Annotated in this window: 15 protein-coding genes; 4 read left to right on the top strand and 11 right to left on the bottom strand. The window is 58.4% G+C overall.

Features of this window, described 5'->3' with window-relative positions:
* Positions 1-334 precede the first annotated feature (334 nt).
* The 3 genes from ACK8OE_RS14710 to kduI form a co-directional block, all read right to left on the bottom strand.
* The gene (locus tag ACK8OE_RS14710; RefSeq protein WP_410273139.1) at positions 335-1,591 is read right to left on the bottom strand and encodes a DUF2264 domain-containing protein; all 1,257 of its coding nucleotides are present in this window, start codon (positions 1,589-1,591) and stop codon (positions 335-337) included.
* Between the two features lie 24 nt (positions 1,592-1,615).
* Positions 1,616-3,706 carry a glycoside hydrolase family 88 protein gene (locus ACK8OE_RS14705; RefSeq protein WP_410273138.1) on the bottom strand — a complete coding sequence of 697 codons (2,091 nt, stop codon included), beginning with the start codon at positions 3,704-3,706 and terminating at the stop codon, positions 1,616-1,618.
* Between the two features lie 76 nt (positions 3,707-3,782).
* A complete protein-coding gene (gene kduI / locus ACK8OE_RS14700) occupies positions 3,783-4,631 on the bottom strand; it encodes a 5-dehydro-4-deoxy-D-glucuronate isomerase (protein WP_410273137.1) in 849 nt (282 codons plus the stop codon).
* A 410-nt stretch (positions 4,632-5,041) separates the two neighbouring features.
* Here kduI and ACK8OE_RS14695 point away from each other — a divergent pair, with 410 nt between their 5' ends.
* Entirely contained in the window at positions 5,042-6,364 is a 1,323-nt protein-coding gene (locus ACK8OE_RS14695; RefSeq protein ID WP_410273136.1) for an MFS transporter, read from the top strand.
* Complete coding sequence (locus ACK8OE_RS14690) at positions 6,357-7,583, top strand: alginate lyase family protein (RefSeq protein WP_410273135.1); 1,227 nt, start codon at positions 6,357-6,359, stop codon at positions 7,581-7,583. The genes ACK8OE_RS14695 and ACK8OE_RS14690 overlap by 8 nt, the downstream gene beginning before the upstream one ends.
* 98 nt (positions 7,584-7,681) lie before the next feature.
* Here the strand turns inward: ACK8OE_RS14690 and ACK8OE_RS14685 are convergent, their stop codons facing one another.
* Together ACK8OE_RS14685 and ACK8OE_RS14680 are read right to left on the bottom strand one after the other, a co-directional pair.
* Positions 7,682-8,893, bottom strand: coding sequence for an energy transducer TonB (locus ACK8OE_RS14685; protein WP_410273134.1), 1,212 nt, complete (start codon positions 8,891-8,893; stop codon positions 7,682-7,684).
* Between the two features lie 465 nt (positions 8,894-9,358).
* Complete coding sequence (locus tag ACK8OE_RS14680; protein WP_410273133.1) at positions 9,359-9,571, bottom strand: hypothetical protein; 213 nt, start codon at positions 9,569-9,571, stop codon at positions 9,359-9,361.
* Between ACK8OE_RS14680 and ACK8OE_RS14675 the strand changes: the two genes are divergently transcribed.
* Complete coding sequence (locus ACK8OE_RS14675) at positions 9,570-11,555, top strand: alpha/beta hydrolase family protein (protein ID WP_013480998.1); 1,986 nt, start codon at positions 9,570-9,572, stop codon at positions 11,553-11,555. The genes ACK8OE_RS14680 and ACK8OE_RS14675 overlap by 2 nt on opposite strands.
* Positions 11,556-11,953: 398 nt before the next feature.
* Entirely contained in the window at positions 11,954-14,938 is a 2,985-nt protein-coding gene (locus ACK8OE_RS14670) for a TonB-dependent receptor plug domain-containing protein (RefSeq protein WP_410273132.1), read from the top strand.
* Positions 14,939-15,315: 377 nt separating this feature from the next.
* Here the strand turns inward: ACK8OE_RS14670 and ACK8OE_RS14665 are convergent, their stop codons facing one another.
* The 6 genes from ACK8OE_RS14665 to ACK8OE_RS14640 form a co-directional block, all read right to left on the bottom strand.
* On the bottom strand, positions 15,316-15,882 hold the full coding sequence (locus tag ACK8OE_RS14665) for a hypothetical protein (protein ID WP_410273131.1): 567 nt from the start codon (positions 15,880-15,882) through the stop codon (positions 15,316-15,318).
* 144 nt (positions 15,883-16,026) lie between these two features.
* Positions 16,027-16,338 (bottom strand): hypothetical protein, encoded by a 312-nt coding sequence (locus ACK8OE_RS14660; RefSeq protein WP_410273130.1) that lies wholly within the window; start codon positions 16,336-16,338, stop codon positions 16,027-16,029.
* A 923-nt stretch (positions 16,339-17,261) separates the two neighbouring features.
* Positions 17,262-18,065, bottom strand: coding sequence for an IclR family transcriptional regulator (locus ACK8OE_RS14655; RefSeq protein WP_410273129.1), 804 nt, complete (start codon positions 18,063-18,065; stop codon positions 17,262-17,264).
* A gap of 349 nt (positions 18,066-18,414) precedes the next feature.
* The gene (locus tag ACK8OE_RS14650) at positions 18,415-20,577 is read right to left on the bottom strand and encodes an exo-alpha-sialidase (protein ID WP_410273128.1); all 2,163 of its coding nucleotides are present in this window, start codon (positions 20,575-20,577) and stop codon (positions 18,415-18,417) included.
* A 362-nt stretch (positions 20,578-20,939) separates the two neighbouring features.
* The gene (locus tag ACK8OE_RS14645; RefSeq protein WP_410273127.1) at positions 20,940-22,286 is read right to left on the bottom strand and encodes an IS1380 family transposase; all 1,347 of its coding nucleotides are present in this window, start codon (positions 22,284-22,286) and stop codon (positions 20,940-20,942) included.
* A 137-nt stretch (positions 22,287-22,423) separates the two neighbouring features.
* Positions 22,424-23,175 (bottom strand): IS5 family transposase gene (locus ACK8OE_RS14640; RefSeq protein ID WP_410271718.1). Its coding sequence is split into 2 segments (ribosomal slippage): positions 22,424-22,845 and positions 22,845-23,175, totalling 753 coding nucleotides; the frame shifts between segments, so codons are not numbered across the junction.
* Positions 23,176-23,509: the final 334 nt, after the last annotated feature.

Here is a 23,509-nt window from a genome sequence, read left to right as displayed (position 1 = left end):
ACATAATGATCTGGATTTTTGTTTAGCCCCTCGCCGGGCGGTGGCTTCGCCACCTTGGCCGCCGCTTCAATGGCGGCTTAAGCGGAATGATTCCATTAGAAATCATTCCGCTATAGCGCTTCCACGCTCTGAACGTAGTCATAACACAAAATGAGACGCTGCAATATATATCGGGACGATATTGTATGACGAAAGGCGCATATCTCACATTTTAAGATCGCCCTGTGGCGTCGTTGCATCATATGGGACGCGACATTCATATATCGGAACGACATATATTGCGCCGCCGTAAGGACATACCGCGTGGAAAAGGCCGCCTTCTATCCTCACCGACTCAGTAATCGACCGGGTAATCTTTCGGGAAGCCCTGACCGGCAAAGGCCTTCTTCTGGGTCCAGTCCTCGGCGGGCGCGGTCCAGAAGCTGTCATTGGCCGGCAAGCCGAGCGCTAGAAAGCTCTCGGAGGTGATGTACATACTGCCGTTGTTCGAATACCAGTCGCCCAGTTCGGGATGATGTCCGACAAAACCGATGGTCAGATACCCCTCAGACGTAAAGTTCGACGGCGCGCTGAACACCGCGCGGTGCACAGCGGTCAGGGCCCCGCGCACCTGACCTTCCGAAAGTTTCGCCGGCAGGGCCTTACGCAGGGCCAGAAGCGCCAGAGGCTGAAATGCCGCCGTGCGATAGGTCAATGAGCGGCCAATGGGCGGATAGGTGCCGGTCGGCGACACGAAGCGCTCCAGATGCTCGCCGTAGCGCTGCATACGCTTCTGCCACTTGGGCAGTTCGACCTCAGGCTTGAGGTTGTTGAAGCTGGGCTTCAACCGCACCAGCACCTCAAGGATTTCAACCAGCATAGGATAGATGACGTAGGAATTGTAGTAATCAAAGTGCAGCCGCGTGCCGTCCGCGACCCAGCCATCGCCCGCGTACCATTCTTCCATCTTCTTGATCGTCAGATCGACGCGCATCGGGTCCCAGTCTTCGCCGATCATCAGCAGGAAGACCTCGTTCATGGCGGCAAATAGCAACCAGTTGGTATAGGGCGGCGACACGCGGCGAAGCTGCTTGATCTCGGTCACGATCCGCGATTTGGTCGTCGCATCGAGCGGCTCCCAGAGCGACTTGGGCGCGCGCATCAGGGCATTGGTGAAATAGGCGGAATCGACCAGCGCCTGACCGTGACCACGCCACAGCAGATAGTCAGGGCTCTGCGGATCAACGGAATGGACATAGGCCTGTAAGGCCTGTTGCGTCAGCGCGCGGCGAACGCGGCCTTCGGCCGTGTCATCCTCCGGCAGGGTCAGCCACGGTGCCACCCCGGCGATCAGGCGCGCGAAGGCTTCCATATAGGCGACATCGCGATTACGCCCGTCCCAGGTGGGGCTGACCTCAAGTTGAAACCGGGCTTTCAACTGGCCCTTAGCCATGTTCGACAGCACCGGTTCGGCTATCTTTTGCAACAACCCGGCCATATAGGCCCGATCCGTCTCAGGCGCAGCGGCCTTGGGCTTGGCCGCCGACGCGGCCCCGGCCCCCAGCGCCGCCGTGCCCGCCACAGCCGCAGTCAGAAAATCCCGTCTTTGCATGGTATCGCCTCCCTGTTGGCTTTTTTATTTCTTCAGTTCCGCGCGACGCGCATCCAGCCACGTCCGGAAGGCGTCAAGGCTCTTGACGCCTTGCTGATCCTGACTCCACGCCGTGCCAAAGGCGTAGCGGACGTTCTGCGCATCGCGGAAGGTGACAAAGACGGAGTTGCCGTCATCGCGAACGCCACCATCAATGGCCTCCGGCCGGTAAAACACTACGAGGCCCAGCGCGTCATTGGCCAGAGACTGCACACCCCACGAGGCGATATAGGCCCAGCCCGACGCATCGGCCTCCCCCCGCACAAGCGTGACGCCCGGATGTTTGACAAAGCCCGTCAGCAGCGGGGACTGGCCCCCTTCGCCTCTGGCGCTGACATGGGTCAGGGCCGAACCTTTGCGGATCTCCAGCCGCGTCGTCAGACGCGACGCGGCCCCGTCAAAGCCCGTATTGCCCACTTCGATGACCGCTGCCGCCGGACCGTTTTCGATGATCTTCGCCGTGATGGCCGACTTGCCCAGTTGGGTCGCGCGGTTGTTGCGCAGCACCCCGACACCGCCGATCCCGACCGTGTCACCGACCTTGAAGATGTCCATGCCCCACGGCGCCATGGCATGATAGTTGTCAACGCCCTGCCCGATCGTGTGCAGGATGGGGCCCGGCGTCTTCTTGCCGAAGATGTCGATGGCCAGACGCTCATCAAGATACATGCGATAGGCCGCAAGGTCCGACTCCCAGCCGATCCCCTCGAAGGCCAGCAGGCCATCGTGGATGAAATGCGACTCCGGCACGGTGTAATCCTTGCGCAGATGGAAGACACCGCCGCTCAGCACATTGTTGATCAGCGTGCCGCCGTCCTGAACGTTCAACACCGCCTGCACCGGAACCGGCGCGCTTTGCACCGTCAAATCCTTACCCGGCTTCAGATCAAGATCAGCCACCGCCGTGGCCGCCAGCAAAAACGCCCCGACACCATAGAACTGCGTGTCGTCATAGGAGACGTTTTCCGGACGGTCGGAAACCGGTTGCACCCAGCCAAACTTGCCATCCGGATGCACGGCGCGCACAAGCGCCGTCCAGCCCTTGCGCAGGGTGGGCTCATACTCACGCGCGTCCAGCAGACCCGCCTTGATGCCCCAGGCAAACCCATAGGTGAAGAAGGCCGTACCGCTCGATTCCGGCAGCGACTTGGTGGGGTCGGACAACAGCGACGGCGACCAGTAGCCATCCGGCTTCTGAATCGTTTTCAGCTTGCCCGCCATTTCCTTGAAGATGCTCTCCATGCGTCCCCGCACGGGGTCGCCCTTGGGCAGAAGCGGGATCATGCGCGCCAGCCCGGCAAAGGCCCAGCCATCGCCCCGGCTCCAGAACACCTTTTCCCCATTGGGTCCGCGGCGATCAAAAAAGCGCGAATCACGGAAATACAGGCGCTCCTGCGGATCATAAAGATAGTCGGTCGTCGCCAGAAACTCCTTCTTGGCGTAATCCGCATACTTCGGATCGCCGGTGACACGCGACAGCTCGAACCACGCCGGCGGGGCCATGAACAGCGCATCGACCCAGCACCAGCGCTCATCGCAATCGACGCCGCGCGGATCGGAATATTCCCGGTGCTTCAGGCCCACCTCGGGTGGGAAGGCCAGGATCGTATCAAACCGCTGTTTCAAAGGCGCAATGGCCTCCGGACCCGCTCCATTTTGCGAGGCCCACAGATAGGACTGACCGATCACATGATCATCGGCGTGGTAGGGCGTGGGGCCCAGTTGCCACTTATTGGCCTGACCACGGGCGAGGATGGTTTGTTTATAGATCGGATTGCCGGAGTGTTTGGCCATCTCGGTCAGGCCGACAAACAGGGCGCCTTGCACCCAGCCGGTCTTGTGCGGCGTATCGGCTGAGGCATTGGCCGGAATGGCCCCGCCCGCCAGATTAGCCAGTTGGTATGCCGCCACCTTGTCGGCCAGCGCCATGACCTCCGCCGGACGGTAGGGAATGGCTGCCTCCGTCTGGGTCGTTGCCTTTTGTGCGGCTTGAGGCGTCGCCGAGACAGCGTTTAAGGGCAGACCCACCGTTACACAGGCCGCAAGTGCGACGGTGGCAAACAGAAACGTTTTCATGGGCGTTCTCTCTGTAGTTTTAATTTCAGACGCTGCGGGATGGGTCATGGGCGTGAGCTTCCTCTTTTCCATCGTCTCAGGACAACTGGCAGATATCGAGTGGAACCATATCGTTATAGTCGAGGTTTTCGCCGCCCATCGACCAGATAAAGGCATAGCGCGACGTGCCCGCACCCGTATGTACGGACCAGGGCGGGCAGATGACGGCCTGTTCATTGCGCACCACCATATGTCGCATCTGATCCGGGCGACCCATAAAGTGAAACACCGCATCGTCTGCGCCCAGGTCAAAATAGAAATAGACCTCGGAACGCCGGTCATGAGTGTGCGGCGGCATGGTGTTCCACACGCTGCCCGGCTGAAGGAGGGTCAGTCCGACCAGAAGCTGCGCCGATTCGCACACACCCGGCACGACAAGCTGATAAATCGTGCGGGCATTGGCGGTTTCCAGCGCCCCGCGATGCAGCGGATGGGCATCCGCTATCGACAAATGCCTGACCTCAAAGGCCTTATGCGCCGGCGTGGAGGCCAGATAAAAGCGGGCCGGGCTTTGCGGCGTCAGGGAACAAAAAACGACGCTGTCTATCCCTCTGGGCAGATAGAGGGCGTCGTGCACAGCCAGCGTATAATCCACGCCGTTGACGCAGACCGTCCCCACACCCGGACCGATATTTACCGCCGCCATTTCGCGGTTCGACAGAAAGGCCTGACCAGCCAGAGACGCCGGTTCGGACATGACCGGCAGCGCGACAGAACCGCTAACCGGCACGACGCCACCGATCACCAGCCGCTCCTGATGGACATAGTTCAAGCGGATGTCATCGGCGACAAACAGGCCATCAATAAGATAGCGTTCGCGCAGATCATCCGCCGAAGCCCCCATCAGTTCATCAGGATGGGTGGCGTAAAAGGTTCGCTCGTACACGGAAAGGTCTCTGGGAATAGGGTCTCTGGGACTACGGTTTCGGGCCCTGCACCCGATTTTTATCTTACAAATAACGCGTATCATTTTATGATGGCGCAGTCCATATATCGTGACGAATAATCTCTACCTTGGACACCGCCGGTTGGTGCGCCCTCAAAAACGCATTGATCCCTTCGCCCGAACGCGTATGCTTGATGAACAGACCTTCAAACGGGTCAGGCCATGAATAAAGCCCTGCGCAACGCGGGGTGCGCGGTTACAAAGCGTTATAGCAACAGGTTTTGGCCACTCTCATAAACGTGTATCGCAAAAAAGCGGGTTGAAACCCGGCCAGATTTGTTTCTATATAAGAAACAATTATCTCCATAAATGAAACTCCAGCCCTTTTACGGCTGCACAGGGAGTTCTGCATGACCGCCTCCGCCTCACCGGCCGCGACGGGCCCGGTCACCCGCTATCGCTGGGTGATCTGCGCGCTGTTGTTCATCGCCATCGGCATCAACTATATCGACCGCCAGATGATCGGCATTTTGAAGCCCACCCTTCAGGGCGAGCTTCAGTGGAGCGAAACCGACTATGCCAACATCGTGTTCTGGTTTCAGTGCTTCTATGCGGTGGGCTTCCTCACCTTCGGGCGCGTTATCGACGCCGTCGGTGTGCGCATCGGCTATGCCGTGGCCTTTACCATCTGGACCATCGCCTCGATCGGTCACGGCCTGATCCACACGGTGACGCAGTTCGCCATTGCCCGCTCGGTTCTGGGCTTTGGGGAAGCCGGGGCCTTCCCCGCCTCGCTGAAAGCCGTATCGGAATGGTTCCCGCAGAAGGAGCGCGCGCAGGCCGTCGGCATCTTCAACGCCGGCACGGCCATGGGGCCGATCATCACGCCCCTGCTCGTCCCGGCCATTACGCTGGCCTTTGGCTGGCGCGCCGCCTTCATCTCCATCGGCATCGTAACAGCCCTGTGGCTGGTGGCGTGGGTGGTCATGTACCGTCGCCCGCAGGAGCATCCGCGCGTCTCCGCAGCCGAGCTGGCGCACATCCAGTCCGACGACACGAGCGCTACTGAGGCCGCCGCGCCTACGGCCAAGATCTCGTGGTTCAAGCTGCTGACCTTCCGCCAGACCTGGGCCTATGCGCTGGGTAAGTTCCTAACCGACCCCATCTGGTGGCTCTATCTGTTCTGGCTGCCGGACTTCCTGCACAAGCGGCACGGCCTTGATCTGAAGACCTTTGGACCGCCGCTGATCGCCATCTATCTGCTGGCCGATTTCGGGTCGATCTTCGGCGGCTGGGCGTCGTCCAAGCAACTGAAGGCCGGGCGCACCCCCAATGCGGCGCGCAAATCGACCATGCTGATGTGCGCGCTGCTCGTTACCCCCATCATCGCCGCGCAGTTTGTCGATAATCTGTGGGCCGCCGTCGCCATTATTGGCCTCGCCGCCGCCTCGCACCAGGCGTGGTCGGCCAATCTGATGACCCTGCCGTCGGACCTCTTCCCCAAGCAGGCCGTGGCCTCGGTCATCGGCATCGGCGGCATGGCCGGGGCCATCGGCGGTATGCTGATGACCACCTATAACGGCTATATCCTTGAGCTGTTCAAATCGTACCAGCCGATCTTTATCGTCGCGGGCTCAGCCTATCTGATCGCCATCCTCGTCATCCACACCCTGACGCCCCGGCTCGAAAAGGTCCCCGAAGAGAAGATTTTGAAGGCGAAGACGGATGCGTAATCTCATCGCGCTAAGCCTGATCCTGTCGCTTGGGGCCTCTGCGGTCGCGGCCGCGCCGGTATGCGAAGGCACCAAAGGTTACAGCGCGACCTTTGACGGCCGGCGCACCTTCGGCTGGTCGCCGGCGCGGCTTGAGAGCTTCCGGACCAAGGACCCGAAGGCCCCCGCTGTGGCCAAGGTCATTAAAGACGCTGACAAGGCCCTGACCGCCGGGCCGTGGAGCGTGACGAACAAGACGCGCACACCGCCGTCAGGGGACAAACACGACTATATGAGTCTGGGGCCCTACTGGTGGCCCGATCCGGCCGTGCCGGGCGGCGAACCCTATGTCCGACGCGACGGGCAGGTCAATCCGGAGCGCGCCACCGACGCCTTCGACCGCACAGCCATCACCCGCATGGCCGATGCGGTGGAGGCGCTGTCGCTCGCCTACTATTTCACCGGCAAGCGCGCCTATGCCGAACGCGCGGCTCTGATCCTGCGCGTGTGGTTCCTCGATCCCGCCACCCGCATGAACCCCAATGTCAACTTCGGTCAGGGCGTACCCGGCCGTACCAGGGGCCGGGCCGAAGGCCTGATCGACATGGAAAATCTGATCGGGGTGGTCGAAGGCGTCGGGCTTCTGGCCCCGTCAGGGGCTTTGACGGCCAAGGACACGGCGGGCCTGCAACAGTGGTTTTCGGACATGGCCGACTGGTTCGTCACCGATCCACTGGGCAAGGAAGAAGCCGCGGCGCTGAATAACCACGCCGTCCATTATGATCATGAGCTGATCACCTTTGCCCTGTTTGCCGGGCGCGCCGACCTCGCGCGGCAGGTGGCAGAAGGCTTCACGAAGCGCATCGACGCGCAGATCGCCGCCGACGGCCGCCAGCCGAAGGAGCTGGAACGCACGCGCTCTCAGCACTACAGCTACACCAACCTGTCGGCCATGCTCGATATCGCTGCCCTGTCGCGCTGCGTCGGGGTCGATCTATGGGCGCACAAGGGACCGCAAGGGCAATCCCTGCGCACCGCCGTCGATTTCCACGCGGCTTTCGCGGGCGACGGCAAGCCGTGGGCGTGGAAGGAAATCTCGCCCGAACCGGAAATGGTCTATCAGATGCTGCTCAAGGCCGCCGCCGCGACGGAGGATGCAACACTGGCAGCCAAGGCCCAGACCTACGCTGCCGAACACAGCTCAGAGCGTTTTGTGCTCAGAGATGGCCCGGCGTTTTAGAGCGCATTCCGAAAAGTGTGCAACGGTTTTCGGAATCAAATGCGCGACAAAACAAAGCATTAGAGCGGGATTTCGATTCAACCTGAACGAAATCCGCTCTAGGACGCTGAGTCTTCCAAACCGCCGGGCACTTCGTTTTCAGCCGAACCGTCCTTTTCGCGGACAAAACGCACCAGCAGACGGCACCCACTCAGTCCACGCTCAGACGCCCTGAAGGTCGATTGCGTGAGCATACGCGAAGCCGCCTGCCCAAATTCCGGCAGAGGGTGGCTCCAGCTTGATTTCAGCCGCACCTGCCCCCACGGCGCAACGTCGAAACTCAACATGGCAACGCCTTCGATCCCGAGACGTGCCGCCTGAGCTGGATAATATTCCGGACGGTAAGTAAAGGTCATCGCTTTGCTGCGCGCCTCCGCCGGACAGGTCTTTTGCTCGTCAGAGTCGCCGTCCGATCCGGACTTTGTGTTGTTGAGTGTCATAAGCTCGCCTATGCCCGGTTCCACAGGCAGATCGGCGGCGGGAATAGCGAAGCTGGTCAGGCACTGTGCCACCGCCTCACCGGGATAGAAGGCGCGCTGGCCAAGGGCCTTTTCAATCGCGTCAAGATTCGTCGTCTCGCCCGAAGCACGCAGACGGGGGCCGGTTTTGACCTTGCCATTAGCCAGAATATCATATCCCGCGACCAGCCATTGCGGACGGCCCGGCGTGCGGCTCAGACGGCTGGCCTCCGGATAGGCTTTCAGGCGGATGCGACGGTCGGCGGCTTTGCAATCCTCCGTACGCGGATCAGGCAGCTTTAGACCGCTGGCATAGTTGCGCAAATGCCTGGCCTCATAGGTCAGGGCGCTGGCCATCTCCGGTGAAAAGTCCGTCTTTACGTCCCACGTCATCTTACAGCCGGTGAGCGGCTTTGCCTGCGGCCCCAGGTTCCAGCCCGCTGCCCAGGCCGGCAGGAATACGTTTCTGGTCACCCCAAAATCCCCGCCCGCCGGACGGATATTGGTCATCCGGCCATTCGTCAGCACGTCGAAGGCCAGAGAGTAACCCTTGCGCGAGGCCGGGTCCGAACTATTGAACGTGATGGCCTCACTGTTCTTTATGGCTTGTATTTGCGCCATCAAACCGGCTGGAAAGATGAAGGCCGCAGGCCAATTCAGCGTGCCATTGGCGCAGGTTACCCCGTCACGGGCCTCAAGCGTAAAGACCTGCGTCTTAGTTACCGGCGCAGGCTGATAGGTGATCTGCGCCTGCGCGGACACGCCCGCGGCCAAAAACGCCAGCGCCGTAATGGCAGCCACAGTGTGTTTCATGAAATCCCCCTGCCTGTGTTCGGCTTTGCGCCCGTCACTCAATTGATACGGCAAATAGGCCTGCACGCAAAGTGAAATTGTAATGACGTACCGCAAAAGGCAGTTGTATTCAAAATTCAAAACCGCAGCTTATGAGCGACTTGGGACTGGGCTGTTAACTCGCGCCGAAAATAAAGAGCCGCGTAAATGGCTGTCTTCTAGACCCGCGACCAGGCCCAGATCGGGATCTGGGGAGCATCCGCACGCACACCGCCAAGAAGGATTTTTCCCCAAGTCGAACGCTATCGCGCCACAAGGTCGAGCCACGCGGCAAAGTCTCTTCCGCTCGAAAATGTATGTCAGTCTGGTACACGCGTCATAATTGCGTCCGCTCTCACGGGGACTACCCTACCACATCAGTCCAAAGTTTAGGCGGACCTCACCTGGCCCGAAAGTCGTGCGAAGATATCATTTCAAATAACGCGGTCATTCAAAAAGAATACTGTCGCTTAAAATCTTTGCTCTCATTTGATCCAGAAGGAGGAGTTTGCAGATATCACTTGCGGATAAAGCATCTGGACCGCCAAGACTTTTAAAACGGTTGCTAATAACGTGCGTTTTTGAGTTGCGCAGCTTGACGGAAAGCCCCAAAAAAGGCTCATAAGATACTTTTCCAAAGGACGTTACGGAGCTTCCCATGACTGGCCTTCCCTTCGCCCGCCGTCGCACCGGTGCGTTACTCGCCTTTGCGGCAAGTCTGGCTGTTGCCGCTGCCATTACGCCTGTGATGGCCGCGCCGGTACCTATAGAATCCTTCGCGAAGTTCGAGGCGATTAACAATGTTACCATTTCGCCCGACGGAAAGCACGTCGCGGCGATCGTGTCAGCGCCGAATCAGAAGTGGCCAGTCATTTCGGTATGGGATGCATCTGATCTGGCCAAGCCGCCAGTGTGGATCCCATCAGCAACCAATCGCATCACCGGTGTCGGCTTTTTCGGCAATGACAAGATTCTGTTCCGCGCCGAACAGGAGATCACACGCGGGGATGGCCGTCTGAGCTTTACCGTCAAAACCTACATGGCCGATATCGACGGTAAGAACATCATCGAGCCGTTCAAGACAGGCGGTCGCAGCGAGGCCAATACGGTCGGTGATGCCGCCTCGGTCTGGCTCAGCAACCTCTATGACGAGGACAAGGTGATTATCCGCAAGCCCGGCGAAGGGGCGTGGGAATACTACGAGCTGAGCCGCAAAACAGGGGCTACTCGCCTTGTCGCTAAGGACAGCGAGAAGTGGGAATTTGTCGCAGCTGGCGTCAACCTCACCACGGCTGAGCCTCTGATCCGGCAGGCGGTCGATGTGCGGGAAGGGGGTAAGTTCTACCTCATCACCCAGATCAAGAATCCGGCCACCGGAATGTGGGTCGATCACCCGCAACTGGGCTATGTTCTCGAAGAACGGGTCGATCTGGCCATACTGGGTTACGATACGGATACCAACAAGCTGTTTGTGCGGACCAATCGCGGTCGCGACAAAAGCGCGATCTACAGCTACGACATCACGGCCAAGGCGTTCTCTGAAGAGCCGCTCTTTGCCAATGACAAGTACAATATCATGGCCATCGGCCTGAAGCAGAACTATGCCGAGAAGAAGCTAGACTCCGTGTCTGCGATCTACCTGGGTGGCCCTGCGGAAATCCAGGTATTTCTGGATGAAAAATGGGCCGCCGTGCAAAAGCAGGTCAAGGCGGCCTTTCCAGGCAAGAACGTCACCTTTCGCGTAAACCGCGGCGACGACAAGGCCGTAGTTGCCGTCGATGCCGTCGATTATCCGACCGACTACTATATCTATCAGAACGGTGCCCTGACAAAGATGGGTAACGAGCGGCCCTGGATCGACCCCAAATCCTTGGGGAAAGGCGAGTTTGTCACCTATAAGGCGAGAGACGGGCTGGATATCCCGGCGATTGTCACCTATCCGCCGGAATGGACGCCCGCCAAGGGGCCAGTGCCGCTGGTAGTTCTGCCGCATGGCGGCCCGTGGGCTCGGGATGAAATGAGTTGGGATGGGTCGGGCTGGCCGCAATTCCTGGCGACCCGCGGTATCGCAGTGATTCAGCCCCAGTACCGGGGCTCTGAAGGGTGGGGTGACAAGTTGTGGAAGGCGGGTGACCGCGAGTGGGGTCAGAAGATGTCAGATGACAATGACGACGCTGCCGCCTTTATGGTGACCAAGGGGGTTGCCGATCCCAAGCGAACGGCGATCTTCGGCTACTCCTACGGCGGCTTCGCAGCCATAGCGGCCAGCGTGCGTCCCAACAGCCCGTATCGTTGCGCCATTGCCGGTGCCGGGGTTTCCAGTCTGGAGCGGCTCGGAAGTTTCTGGGGCGGCAACCACATACAGCGTGACGTTCAGGGGCACACGGTTAAGGGCATGGATCCCCTGAAAAATGTCGGCAACGCGAATATCCCTATATTGCTCTATCACGGTGACCGCGACCGTCAGGCCGATACGGATCACTCACGCATGTTCTTCAAGGCGATGAAGGCCGCCGGAAAGGATGTCCAATATGTTGAAATCAAGGACATGTGGCACACTCTGCCGTGGCGTCCGGAGTGGCATACGCAAAGCCTGACCCTGATCGAAAACTACCTTAAGTCCGATAAGTGCGGGTTGCTGTAAATCGGCGCTGAAAAGGGCTTTAGCTTTCCCCCGCCATACTTGGCGGGGTTTTTTTGTGTTCGCACTCGACATGGCGCGCATAGGGGCTCGCCTTAAAGTTTTGTTTTATTGCGGATTTTTAAAAAAAGACTGCGTTAATTTAAGACTGGCTTTTTCAGAAAACGTTTTTTCATTCTTCGAAGTATTAAATAAGTTTAATGTATAACGTTGGTATTTTAATGATTTGTGTCAGTTATCCCAAGTATTTGAGGCAAACTTACCACAGGACCAGGGTTTGTTACGTCGCCAACGATTTTTGCATTGCGTCTCAAATGTGACGAGTTAGTGTCAGACTGTTGTAAATTCGCCTTTCGTAATATGCGCAGGGCATCCCCGTAATACAAATCCCGGAGGCGGCATTGACCAAACCCTCTCACCTGACTCGTAAATGGCTTCTGGCTGGTACGGTTTTAACCGGCGTTCTGTTCGGCGTGGCAGCTGCCAACGCGCAAGACGCTCAGCCAGCAAAGACCGATGAGCCTGCGGCCGACGAAACGACCGAAGTCGTGATCACCGGCTCGCGTATTAAAGGCAAGGAGTATACGTCGGCGTCGCCGGTAACGGTTATCACGGCGGAACGCTCCTCGGCCGCCGGTCTGATCTCGGCGACCGAAATTCTGCAAAGTTCGACCACGGCCGCCTCGTCGGGTCAGATCAACAATACGTTCACAGGTTATATCGTCGGTGGCGGTGATGGTATCAACACCATCTCCCTGCGCGGTCTGGGTGCCCAGCGCTCGCTGGTTCTGATAAACGGTCGTCGCATGCCCCCCGCCGGTGTCGGCGGCACGGTCGGTCCGGTCGATCTCAACACCATCCCTTCCGCCTTCGTTTCGCGCTATGAAATCCTGAAAGACGGGGCCTCCTCGATCTACGGTTCTGATGCCGTTGCGGGCGTGGTCAACGTCATCACCCGCTCGAACTTTGAAGGCCTGACCCTTGAGGCCCAGACGAACCGCACGCAGGACGGCGGTGGCGGCACCGCTAACCTCAGCGCCATCTGGGGCAAGTCATTCGACAAGGGGCACTTGGCCCTTTCGCTCGAAGGCTTCAAGCAGGATGCGCTCACGATCGGTGATCGTGACGCCTTCCTCTGCCCGCAGGATAACTATTACAAGGCTGACGGCTCGCGCGCCGACCTGATCGACCCGACGACAGGCAATATCAAGTGCTATACGCACGGCATCGAAGGCTATGTTGGCGTCTACGCGCCGTTCGACGCCTTTGGTCTGAGCAGCTACTGGGGTAGCCGCAAGATTTCGCCGGGCAGCACGCCTACGGAAGGGGTCACCGGCTGGGCCTTTACCCCCTATGCCGAGCGCAGCTTCAACGATCCGAAGTCGCACGACGCCACGATCATATCGCCGGTGAAGCGTCTGTCCTTCTTCATGCAGGGCGAGTACCGTCCGGACTGGCTGGGCGGAGGCGAACTTTACAGCGAACTTATGTTCACCCTGCGTAATTCCGAGCAGGTGGCTTACGCACAATTCTTCCCCTATGTGCACGAACAGTCCACCATCAATCCGTTCCGTACCGGTACGGTGCCTATCCGCTCCATCATTCCCAGCTTTCCGGTCAATGCGACGCTCGCCCAACTCGGCTATCCCGGCATGGGCGCCAACCCGATCAGCCTTTACCGTCAATCCTCCGAGCAGGAAGTGCGCACCCTGCGTGCACTGAGCGGGGCTCGCGGTGAATGGAACAGCTGGGCGTGGGACGTTTATCTGTCGCACTCTGTCAGCAACGGCACCTATTCCAACGATGCGATCATTCTGGATCGCCTGAACTGGGGTACCGGCACCAACCAGGACACGCTCGAACTGATGCCGGGCAATGCCTGTGGTGCGGGTGCACCGACGGGTTGTATCCCGTTCACAGAACTCTTCTCGAAAGCCGGTCTTGAAGACGGCAACTATTCGAAAGCGGTTCGCGACTGGTACTTCACGCGCGACAACGGCTCCACCAAGTACACGCAGACTATCCTCGAAGGTTCTGTCACGGGCGACCTTATCACGCTTCCGGCTGGTCCGGTCGGCAGCGCCTTCGGTGTCAGCTTCCGTCGTGACAAGATCAACGATCAGCCGGGTGAGCTATCGCTGACAAAGAATATCTGGGGCCGCACCACGGCCGGGGTTACCAAGGGCACGGACACGCTTTCGGAAGTCTATGCCGAATTCGAGGTGCCTCTGGTCAACAATGTCTTCCTCGTGAAGGACCTCAAACTGAACGCATCGGGTCGCTATTCGAACTACGACAGCGTCGGCGACGACACGACCTATAAGCTGGGTCTGAACTGGGCCCTGAACGATGTTCTGCGTCTGCGGGCGACCCATGGCACCTCGTTCCGCGCACCGGCGCTTTACGAACTGTACCTGAAGGACCAGACCGGCTTCCTGCAGCAGGCCTCAGTCGATCCGTGCATCAACTACGGTCGGGTCGGAGAAGACGGCGGCTTCGTGCGTAATGACCGCGTCCGCGCCAACTGCGCCGCAGCCGGACTTCCGGCGGATTTTGCCGGTGGCGGTTCGTCGGCGATCGTGAAGACCGGTGGCGGGCTTGACCTGAAGCCTGAAACCTCGACGGCGACGACCTACGGAATCGTTCTGACGCCACCGGAAACCGGACTCCGCCTAGCGGTCGATTTCTGGAAAATCGAAGTCCGCGATCAGATCTCTTCGACAGGTGCGGGCGTCGTGGGGGCGTGCTACAACGCCGTGGACTTCGCGACCAACAAGTTCTGTACTCTGTTCAGCCGCCGCGCCAGCGACGACGGCATCGACGTCATCGACGCCAGCTATCGCAACATCCCGACGGAAACAACCAAGGGTGTGGACATCGTCGCCAGTTACGAAAAGGACTTCAATTTCGGCAACCTCCTGATTGATCTGCAGGCGACCCACACCGAAGAGTATCTCTCCCAGCTCTTCCCCGGCGACGTAGTCTACGACTATCAAGGCATTGCGGGTCAGCCGGCTTGGGTGGGTAACGTCCAGACCTCGTTCAAGAAGGACGACTGGCGCATGGTGTGGACTCTCAACTACACGGGCGACACCGAAAACCTCGGCCGCTTTGGTGAGGAGGGTAAGACCAGCCCGACATCGATCATCCCCAACGCCACATATCGCACTGACGTCGAGGCCTTCATCACGCATGATCTGAGCGTGCAATATCGTGGCAAGGATTGGTACGCGACCGCGGCGTTTTCGAACCTGACCGACGAAAAGCCCACGGTCATAGGCAACGGCAGCACGATCACCCGTCTCGGTAACTACCCCCTGTCCAGCCAGTATTTCGAAGGCTACCTGGGGCGTCAGTTCTATCTCAAGCTCTCCAAGAGCTTCTGATCCCACCGGGAGTGATAAGAGAGAGCGGCAGTCAACTGCCGCTCTTTTTTTGTCAAAAATGGGCGCAAGAGTGAAATGCGGTGCGCCGGTCCCCTTGAACTCGGCATCCTCCCGGACGAGTCTGAGGGAGGTTGAATAGAGTGTGTGTTGAGTTCCGCCAGAAAATGACCCCTTTAGGATCGAAATTTTCATCTCACCGTGACCATCATTTGAGAGATAAACCCGTTACGCGATAACGGTAGGCTTGGGTCATTCCGCGGCAAACATGCAGACTCAAGCTAAGGCGAAAATGAACACACACGGCTTAACTCCCCGTCTATGTAAAAGACCCACGCCGAGATAGTAGACATCCCGACCGTGAGCCACCCCCTCACGACCTACTCGTTCTTTTTGCCGCCCGGAGTCCCGACATTGCCCTGAGCGCCACCGCCGGCTTGGCCGGGTTCGGTCGGGTTGCCGTTTGAGCGGTCTGGATTAATGACATTGGTGTTGTCGATGACCGGCACCTTGCCATCGATCTTGATCGGCGTGCGAACATTCTCAGGACCTCCAGGATTGACTAGGCCGCCACCAGGGAGGGTCGGGATCGGAGCGGTTCGGTCCATGCCCCCTGTTACACCCGTACCATCATCCGGCGCTGGGTTCGTGACATGGCTGCCGTTGCGCGGATTTTTTAAGTCACTGGCGCTCAAGTCGGACGGCAGCGCCCGGCGCGGGTCGCCTTCGGGGTTCGGCCGGCTGGCTCCGCCACCGGTGAATCTGTAACCACACATGACGTCGCCATCATCGCCGCAAGACGGCTTAGAGCCATACTTTTTGTCCCATTCGGCCTGCATGTCGGCATCGGACTTCGTCAACCAGTCCCAGATGCCGGGATTATCGACATCGGAAATCATCGAGTTGTCGCGCCCGGGGGTACGCGTCCGTTCGGTGACCGAGGTCAAGGCAGGTGCGTTTACGTTGCGAGACCCAGTCAACGTGCTCTGAGCCTCGGTCACCGTGGACTGGGCGTCGGCGCGTTGGGTCGGGCCAGTAACTCCGGGAGTTACGGTCGTCGAGACACCGCCACGTTTTGCGCTGACAGCGGCCTACGCTGCGATGATGGCGTCCAGAACCTTGGCTCCGCTTGTTCCGAGGAGAGGAGTGCCTAGGTCCACGCCGACTTGCTGCATTTCGTTAACATGGTCGTCGACGAAGCGGTCGCTGGTCGCCAGACGCACGCCCAACGACTGGGCTTCCTGAAGGGTGACTACTTTCTTGGCATGGGCAACCTGCGCCATGTTAGCCAATTGTTGGCGCGCCAAGTTGCGGTTGTATCCCGGCGGCAGGGCATGGGCGGCGCCAGCGGCCAGCATGAGGGTAAAGAGGGCGCATGCCGATAGCAGATGGGTTTTACGCATGGGATTATCCTTTGTGTGGAGGAAAAAGACGTCAGGAGGAACTCAAGGCAACACAAGGTCTTCTAGGATTTCGCTTTAATCGTGTGGCACCCCTTGGCCAGGTCAGTCGGGCTTAATCCTTGCTGGGAGGGGTAAACCGGCGTCCGCTTTGCAGCCTGTCGGAAGAGCGCGCGGGTCGTCAGGCCGCATCAGGACGGCACAGGATGAATAACTCTGCGCATCGCGGTAGCGGCTCCGGTCACGGGCCGCCTTGCGCACAAGCACCGCAGGCTTAAGGCCCGCGACGCAGCCAACACGCAATGGGCCCCCGCGGCGACCAGGCCGGCGCTTGGAACAGCTCTGTGGGCGAAGAGAGACATGCGAGAATCCATCGAACCGGGGCCATCAGGGACTGACCAATCATGCTCGATTTTCGCGGATTTGCGGTGTCGCAAGCTGTTGCATCCCGCAGCAAATCGCGGTGGTCAGCTGTTGCAAACCGTTGCTTCGTAGGGGTTGTAACTTGTTGGAGCGGGAAGTGCGGTCTATTTGATCTGGTGGTCCAGCGTCAGTGTGAATGTGAACCGCGCCTAGTTCACCGCGGACCTAAAACCCAAGAGAAACGTCGGCTATGATGAAATGGCAATCAAACTCCACAGCATGGTTGGACGAACGAGAAACATCTACGACCGTCAGGTTTTTAGCTGCGATTTGTGCTTAACTTCTTTGGCAATAAGATCAAAGGTTAATACGGGGTTCACCGCAAGCTAGCAAACCTCGCACCCTGTGGTTCAAACGCAAAAAGTTCATTATACTATTGATATTATTGTCTTTTTGCCCAATATCGGGAGCCAGATTTGAACTGACGACCTTCAGGTTATGAGCCTGACAGCCATGAGGTAGGCTGGACGGACCGACCGGCCGCCAGCGTATGCGGCAATACGCTACCCTTTGCAACCTAACTCACGGCTTATCGTCAAGGTGACTTCCTTTACGTAGCCCTTTAGAGTTTCAAGCCTTCCATCGTCCATATACTGGGCGGCGCTGGAGATAGAGACGGCAGCGACAATCTTGCCCGACAGGTCGCGGATGGGCGCGGAGACGCACCGGATGCGATCTTCGTTCTCATCCATATCGAGCGCATAACCACCTTCGCGGTAGGCTTTCATGATATCGAGCCAGCCTTTGAGGTCGTAGCGATAATTAGGAAATTCGCGCGCTTCGCGGTTATAGACCTCGCGCAGCTTGTCTTCATCAGCGTCGAGCAACAGCGCCTTACCCAATCCCGTCGGGCGCAGATATTGCCGCTCGCCGATCACGCAGCGCACCTCAATGCGGCGGGTGCCGGGGATCTTATCGATATAGTGTACCTGGTGGCCGTCGAGCACCCCCAGATTGACCGTATCGCCCGTATCGGCCGCCAACCTCACCAGATGATCGTGTGACACGCGGGTCAGGGTGATCTGCTGCGACGCCGCATGGCCCAGCTCCAGAAGCCGTGTCCCCAGTGCATAGCCCTCGCGCTGCGTAAACGACAGGAAGCCGTAATCGACCAGCGTCGAGGCCAGACGGTGCACGGTCGATTTGTTGAGCCCCAGAGACCGCGAGATTTTCGGCAGGGTGTTGTCACCCTTGGCCACCCGGCCCAGCACGTCCAGACCACGCATCAGGGTCAGGGCCCCGGCGATTCCCTTTTCCTTTTCGGCGCCCGCTTCGGCCAAGTCTTCGACATCAGCCACCAAAGCCATATTTTCCACTGCTTTTACTCGCGCCAACTCAGGCATCTCCGGCCACCGACAAACATCAGCGTAATCTAAAGGGCATTGCTGTTCCTGTGAAGCGTTTTTGAAACGGCAGCTTCACAAAGCGGGACGCAAAGGGATTGTACGTCGGGTCTGGAGCCGGAACGCAAAATTTTCATTAACTCTCTGAAAATGACAACAAATCCAAGTGTAACAATTCTTTGAAACCCAAAACAAAGACCCCTGAAATTTTTCACGAAAACGGGACCGTTCCGGGAATGGAGCCAAGCCAACCCTATGAATTATATAAATATAATCAGATAATTGTGCTTCAGTTGAGTGGTACGGGGATTACTCAGGCAGGGGACTTACCCACCAAGACGCCTCGGCCATGGGGCGCCACATAAATCGTGCCCCATTCCAGCGGGTCACCCGTTATCGCTCGGAACGCGCCGAATTGATGGGCATCGTCATTGATTCGCGTCCAATTAAGGCCCTCGTCATCTGATCGCCACAAACCTTCGCGGCCCTTTACCTTACCCCACAAATAGGCAGCCGGATAACCACCCTGAGCCTTGGAGGCCCCGAACCCAATGCACCAGGCCGCTTCAACGCCTCTGACGGACGCCATCGAACTACCGGCATCGCGTGAATGCAAAAGGCCATCTGGTAAGGCGACCCAGAGATCGCGCATACGCGTAGGCACCACAGCAAGCTGGGCACTTTGCCAGCTCTCAATTTTTGGCAAGCCCCGAATAATGGGTTTAAATGTGGCCCCGCCGTCAACGCTGATCAGTATGCTTCCGCTAAACCGGTCAAGGACATAATAGACCCCGTCAGCCACCTTATCCGAAATGGGTACGAGCGCCTGGTCCCGCCCTGAAGGCCAGCCCTCGCTCTCTTTCCAGCTCTGCCCCCTGTCGTAAGAGACATACGCCCCCTCGCGCTCAGGAACCCACAGCAGGGAGGTCGCCTTGGCCGAGATGGCGATTGTGCCGGGGCCTTTCCAGCCTTGACCCTCCGCTGGCCGTCTGTAGGGGGTAGTCGGGAGTGCTGACCAACTCGCGCCACCCTCTTCCGAGAGCATCGCAAAGTGTCCGCCATTGGTCGTTCTCACAACAACATCTGGGGCAAGCCCTGCGTAGTCCACCGACCAGTTCGTCTCGCTTGCGGGCAAGAACAATCCGTTCTTAGGGGTTTTGGTCAGGTCGTCCCAGGCGGCCCCTCCGACATCGCCCATCGCCACCAGAAGCGTGGCCCCCCCCGTCGGAGACGTCATCTGGATTGTTGCGGTCTCTTCGAGGTTTTTGACATTAAAGGCAAAGCGAACAGGTTCTTGACCCAGTTTTGTGAGGTTCTCGCTCATCCAGAGGCCATATCCCGTCCCGTAGATGAGTTCGTCGGGCTTGAATGGATTGATCTTAAGATCGCTGATCCAGTGCCCCATCTTGTCCTCGCCTCTCAAATAGTTTGAAAGCCAGGGGTAAGGCGTGGCGTCATGTTTTGATCTTTCGCCCAGCGCGACCCAGGATTGCCCTTCATCATCTGACACGAATATGTCGTCACCTGGCCACCATCGGTTCAATGTGGAGACCACGACCCGACCGTGAGGCCCGACATCTACGCCAGAGAAGCCGAAACGGGCACCACCTTCCGGCTTGACCGGAGAGATATCCCGCCATTTACCGCTCTTGACGTCGCGTCTCCAGACGCTTCCCCCGGTCGCAAAGCTGGGGTTGATCGTTTGAGAGGGAGTGTCTGCCCGCGCGAAGGTGACGTAGAGCGTCCCATCGGCAGCAAAGGCGGCGTGCTGAGGCACCTGGTTCGGTGTCGCCTCTACACGTTGCCAAGTTGCGCCGGCATCCGGGCTGACATAGAGGCCCGACTGGGCATCCCCGACACCCACATAGAGAACGCCTGAAGAGGGATCAACCAGGACGAGGCTCAGGTGCGAACCCGGTCCGGCAACCTTGGCAAAGGACGCGGCCGCGTCCTTGCTCTGCCAAAGTCCGTCCTGGTTTGATCCATACCACAACACATCGCTGTTTTTCGGGTCAACGACCAGCCGATCCCCGGTTCCTCTTCCGTCTGCGTTCCCGCCGACACGGATGGGCAACTCGGTCTTTCGCCAGGTGCGCCCGCGGTCTGATGAGGCCATAATTGCCCCCTTGCGTGCCCACTCCGCCAGGTAAAGCCCACAGGCAGCATAGACCTTGTCCGGATTAGAGGGGTCGAGGGCCATACTCAGAACGCCCATGAGGTCGGCGTCTTCGCGCCCCAGATGGTCAAGTAACGGAACCCAGCTCTTATCGGCAAACTCAAAGCGGTACATTCCGCCTATGTCTGTACGGGCATAGAGGATGTCCGGGACCTTTGGGTGATATAAAAAGCCATCGACATAACCTCCGCCACCGAACGGAACCGTCGACCAACTGTAGGTACGGCTGTCTGCAGCGCAAACCGGTCCGGAGCTTAGGAGCAGCGCTCCAGAAGCAAGCATAACCTCACGACGATTCAATGCGGACTCCCCTAAGATCATAACAGCGATCTGCTTTTTGCGATTTTTTTCAACTCGATCTTAGGGGTGGACAGCGAGTTTGCAAGGCGCACAGATCATTTTGCTTTGGATTTTCATAGTGCTTCTATTTTTGCCCCCCTCTGCAGGGCTGGCTGAAGCCGCATTCATCCGCTTCAGTAGAGAGGACCTCTTCGTACAGCTAGCCCGGATCATTCATCGTAACGTTGTTCGGGTTTTCAGTTAGGTCGGCTTTTTCGCGGACGCGATTGTTGGCGTCGTGTTTTCCGCCACGCGCTGGGTTTGATTTTTCTCCGATGGGGTTGATGGTGATGGCGGCGGTTTCGGGGGCATAGCCCCGTCGTTCATGCGGGCGCGGGTTTGAGGGACGCCATTAAATGGCGCAAGAGCGAAGCCTCCGGGCAAGCCGCGGCGAAGGCAATCCTTACGCGATGGGCGGTCTCTTTGATCCGTGCCCCGATCTTCAGAAGGCGCAAGCGGATGGTATTGAACTCAGCGGTCGCCAGCTTATGGGCCCTGGGGATCTGATCGCGGACAGCCAGCATCAGCCAATAGGCGGCGGTGTGAAGGATCAGGCGCATCTGGTTGGCCAGAGGACAGCGGCAAGAGGTGCGATCGCTTTTAAGCTGGGTCTTGTGGAGCTTGATCAGATTTTCAGCATGGCCTCTGGCGCAATAGAGTTTGGCGTAGAGGGTTTCCGGATCGGGATCGGTCAGGGATGTCACGACGAAGCGACTGTCGAGGCCGAGCGGTGTGGCTTCAATGCGGGCGATAACGCGGCGCTCACAGCCCCAGGATTTGGCTCCATGACGGACTTCGGTGTAGCCGCGCACGGCCGCGGCGTCCTGTTCGGCCCGAACGACACGGATGTGGTCAGCAAAGGCTTCGGCCTTAGCATGCAAAGGCTTTGAGCCGGCGAGCCCGAAGATATAGTCAACGCCCTTGCGCTCAGCCCAGGCCATGACTTCGGGTCGGGCATAGTGGCCGTCACCGCGCAGGGTAATGTGGGTTGTGGGCCAGTGTTTGCGGATCTGGCGCACCATCCTGCGGACCCAGCCGCGCACCTCCTTGCCTGACGGTGTTTTGCCTGGCCGCAGGATAACGACAACCGGTCGGCCCGTGGCCACGTCGTAGACGTGGATGGGCTTAAAGACGTATTCCCCTTCATGAGCATTGAAGAGCGACAACTGTTGTCGGCCGTAAACCACGTCGACCGTGTCATCGATATCGAGGGTTATGGCCATTGGAACAGCCGACCCGAAACTGGCGCAGTACTGGTCGATAAGACCGTAGGTCAGCCTGATCGAGCTACGCAGGTCCGGCGCATTCTCAAGGCGCGACAGGGTCGGTTGTGAGCACAGGTCCTTGCCGCCTTCAGGCAGTCGTCCACATGCCAGCTTGAAGGCCGGATCGGTGCGCAGGAAAGCCAGATCGTTGCCATCCTCATAACCGCAGGCGATGGCGAAGATGCGGGCCTTCAGGATCGAAGCCACCGAGTGCGTCACCAGGAACGGATTGCGTCGATCCGGTATCAGCCGCCAAAGCCGATCAATGATCCCGATCCGGCGTTCCACGGCAGACAACAGCATCACGCCGCCGTCCGAACTGATGCGTCCGCCATCAAAGGCGGCCGTGATTTTCTTGCGGGAAACGCTTGGCAAATCGAATGGAAGATCGGTATCCTGGTCCATGGCGGGTGTGGCTCCGCGTGTCTTGGGTTTAGGTCAGGTGTGGTAACCAGAATCTATTCCAAAACAACGCTTTACGCTACACCCGCTGCACCTTTTTGCGCCCGCTGTGAATAATCCAGGCTAGGGTTTGTGGGGATTCATTTTGAGTTTATGACGGCGGCTGCGAGATAGATCATGGCCTTGAAGCTGTTATCGGTTTTGTCTGCTCTCATGGCGATGCGTTTGAACTCTTTGAGTTTGCAAAAGAAGTTCTCAACCAAGTGTCGCCATTTGTAGATTTCTTTGTCGATGTCCAAAGGCTTTGAACGCCGTGGATGTTGGGAAATGACGATCTTCGCCCCGCGTTCATTGAGATTATCGACGATCGAGTTGCTGTCAAAAGCCTTGTCGGCCAACAAGGCTCCGAAGCTGATGCCTGTCAGAAGCGGTTCAACGCCCACCGTATCGAACCGATGCCCCGGCAACAGTTCAAAGCGCACGAGATTGCCAAAGGCATCTGTCAAGGCGAGGATTTTAGTGGTCATGCCGCCCTTTGAGCGGCCTATGGCCTGGCTCTGAGTCCCCCTTTAGCGCCCTGGCCATGACGGTGGACCTTGACTATCGTGGCGTCGACCATCGCGTATTCCATATCTGGATCATCCGAGCAGGCATCAAATATCCGTTTAAAAACATCGGCTTTGCGCCAGTCACTGAAGCGGCGAAACGCTGTGCTCCAGTTGCCGTAATGCGCCGGAAGGTCGCGCCAAGGACTGCCGGTACGAGCAATCCAAAGCACGGCCTCCATAAAGCGCCGGTTATCTCCGCCGCTGCGTCCGGGGTCAGTGCGCTTCCCCAAACAGTGCGGTTCGATCTTGGCCCATTGGGCATCTGTCAGAATATTGCGGTCCATTAACAGTATGAATCACAATTCGATCCATCTGTGAATCCCCACAAACCCTAGAGCGATGTGCGGAAACGGAGTTCGGCGAAGCCAAAAGTGTGAGCGGTTTTCCGCAAAAACATCGCGACAAAACATAAACTTAGAGTGAAATGACGATTCCACTCAAAATCATTTCGCTCTAAGTTTTGGCAGCGTGCCCTTTTAACAGCAACTCGATCATCGATACTCTCAATGAACGCGGAGCGAAGATCGTCATCTCCCAACATCCACGGCGTTCAAAGCCTTTGGAGATCGACAAAGAAATCTACAAATGGCAACACTTCGTCGCGGACTTCTACTGTAA

It is taken from the genome of Asticcacaulis sp. W401b, from assembly GCF_046503825.1.
Lineage (GTDB): Bacteria > Pseudomonadota > Alphaproteobacteria > Caulobacterales > Caulobacteraceae > Asticcacaulis.
The sequence above is the reverse complement of the archived record's forward strand: the minus strand, read 5'-3'. Positions and strand labels throughout refer to the sequence as shown.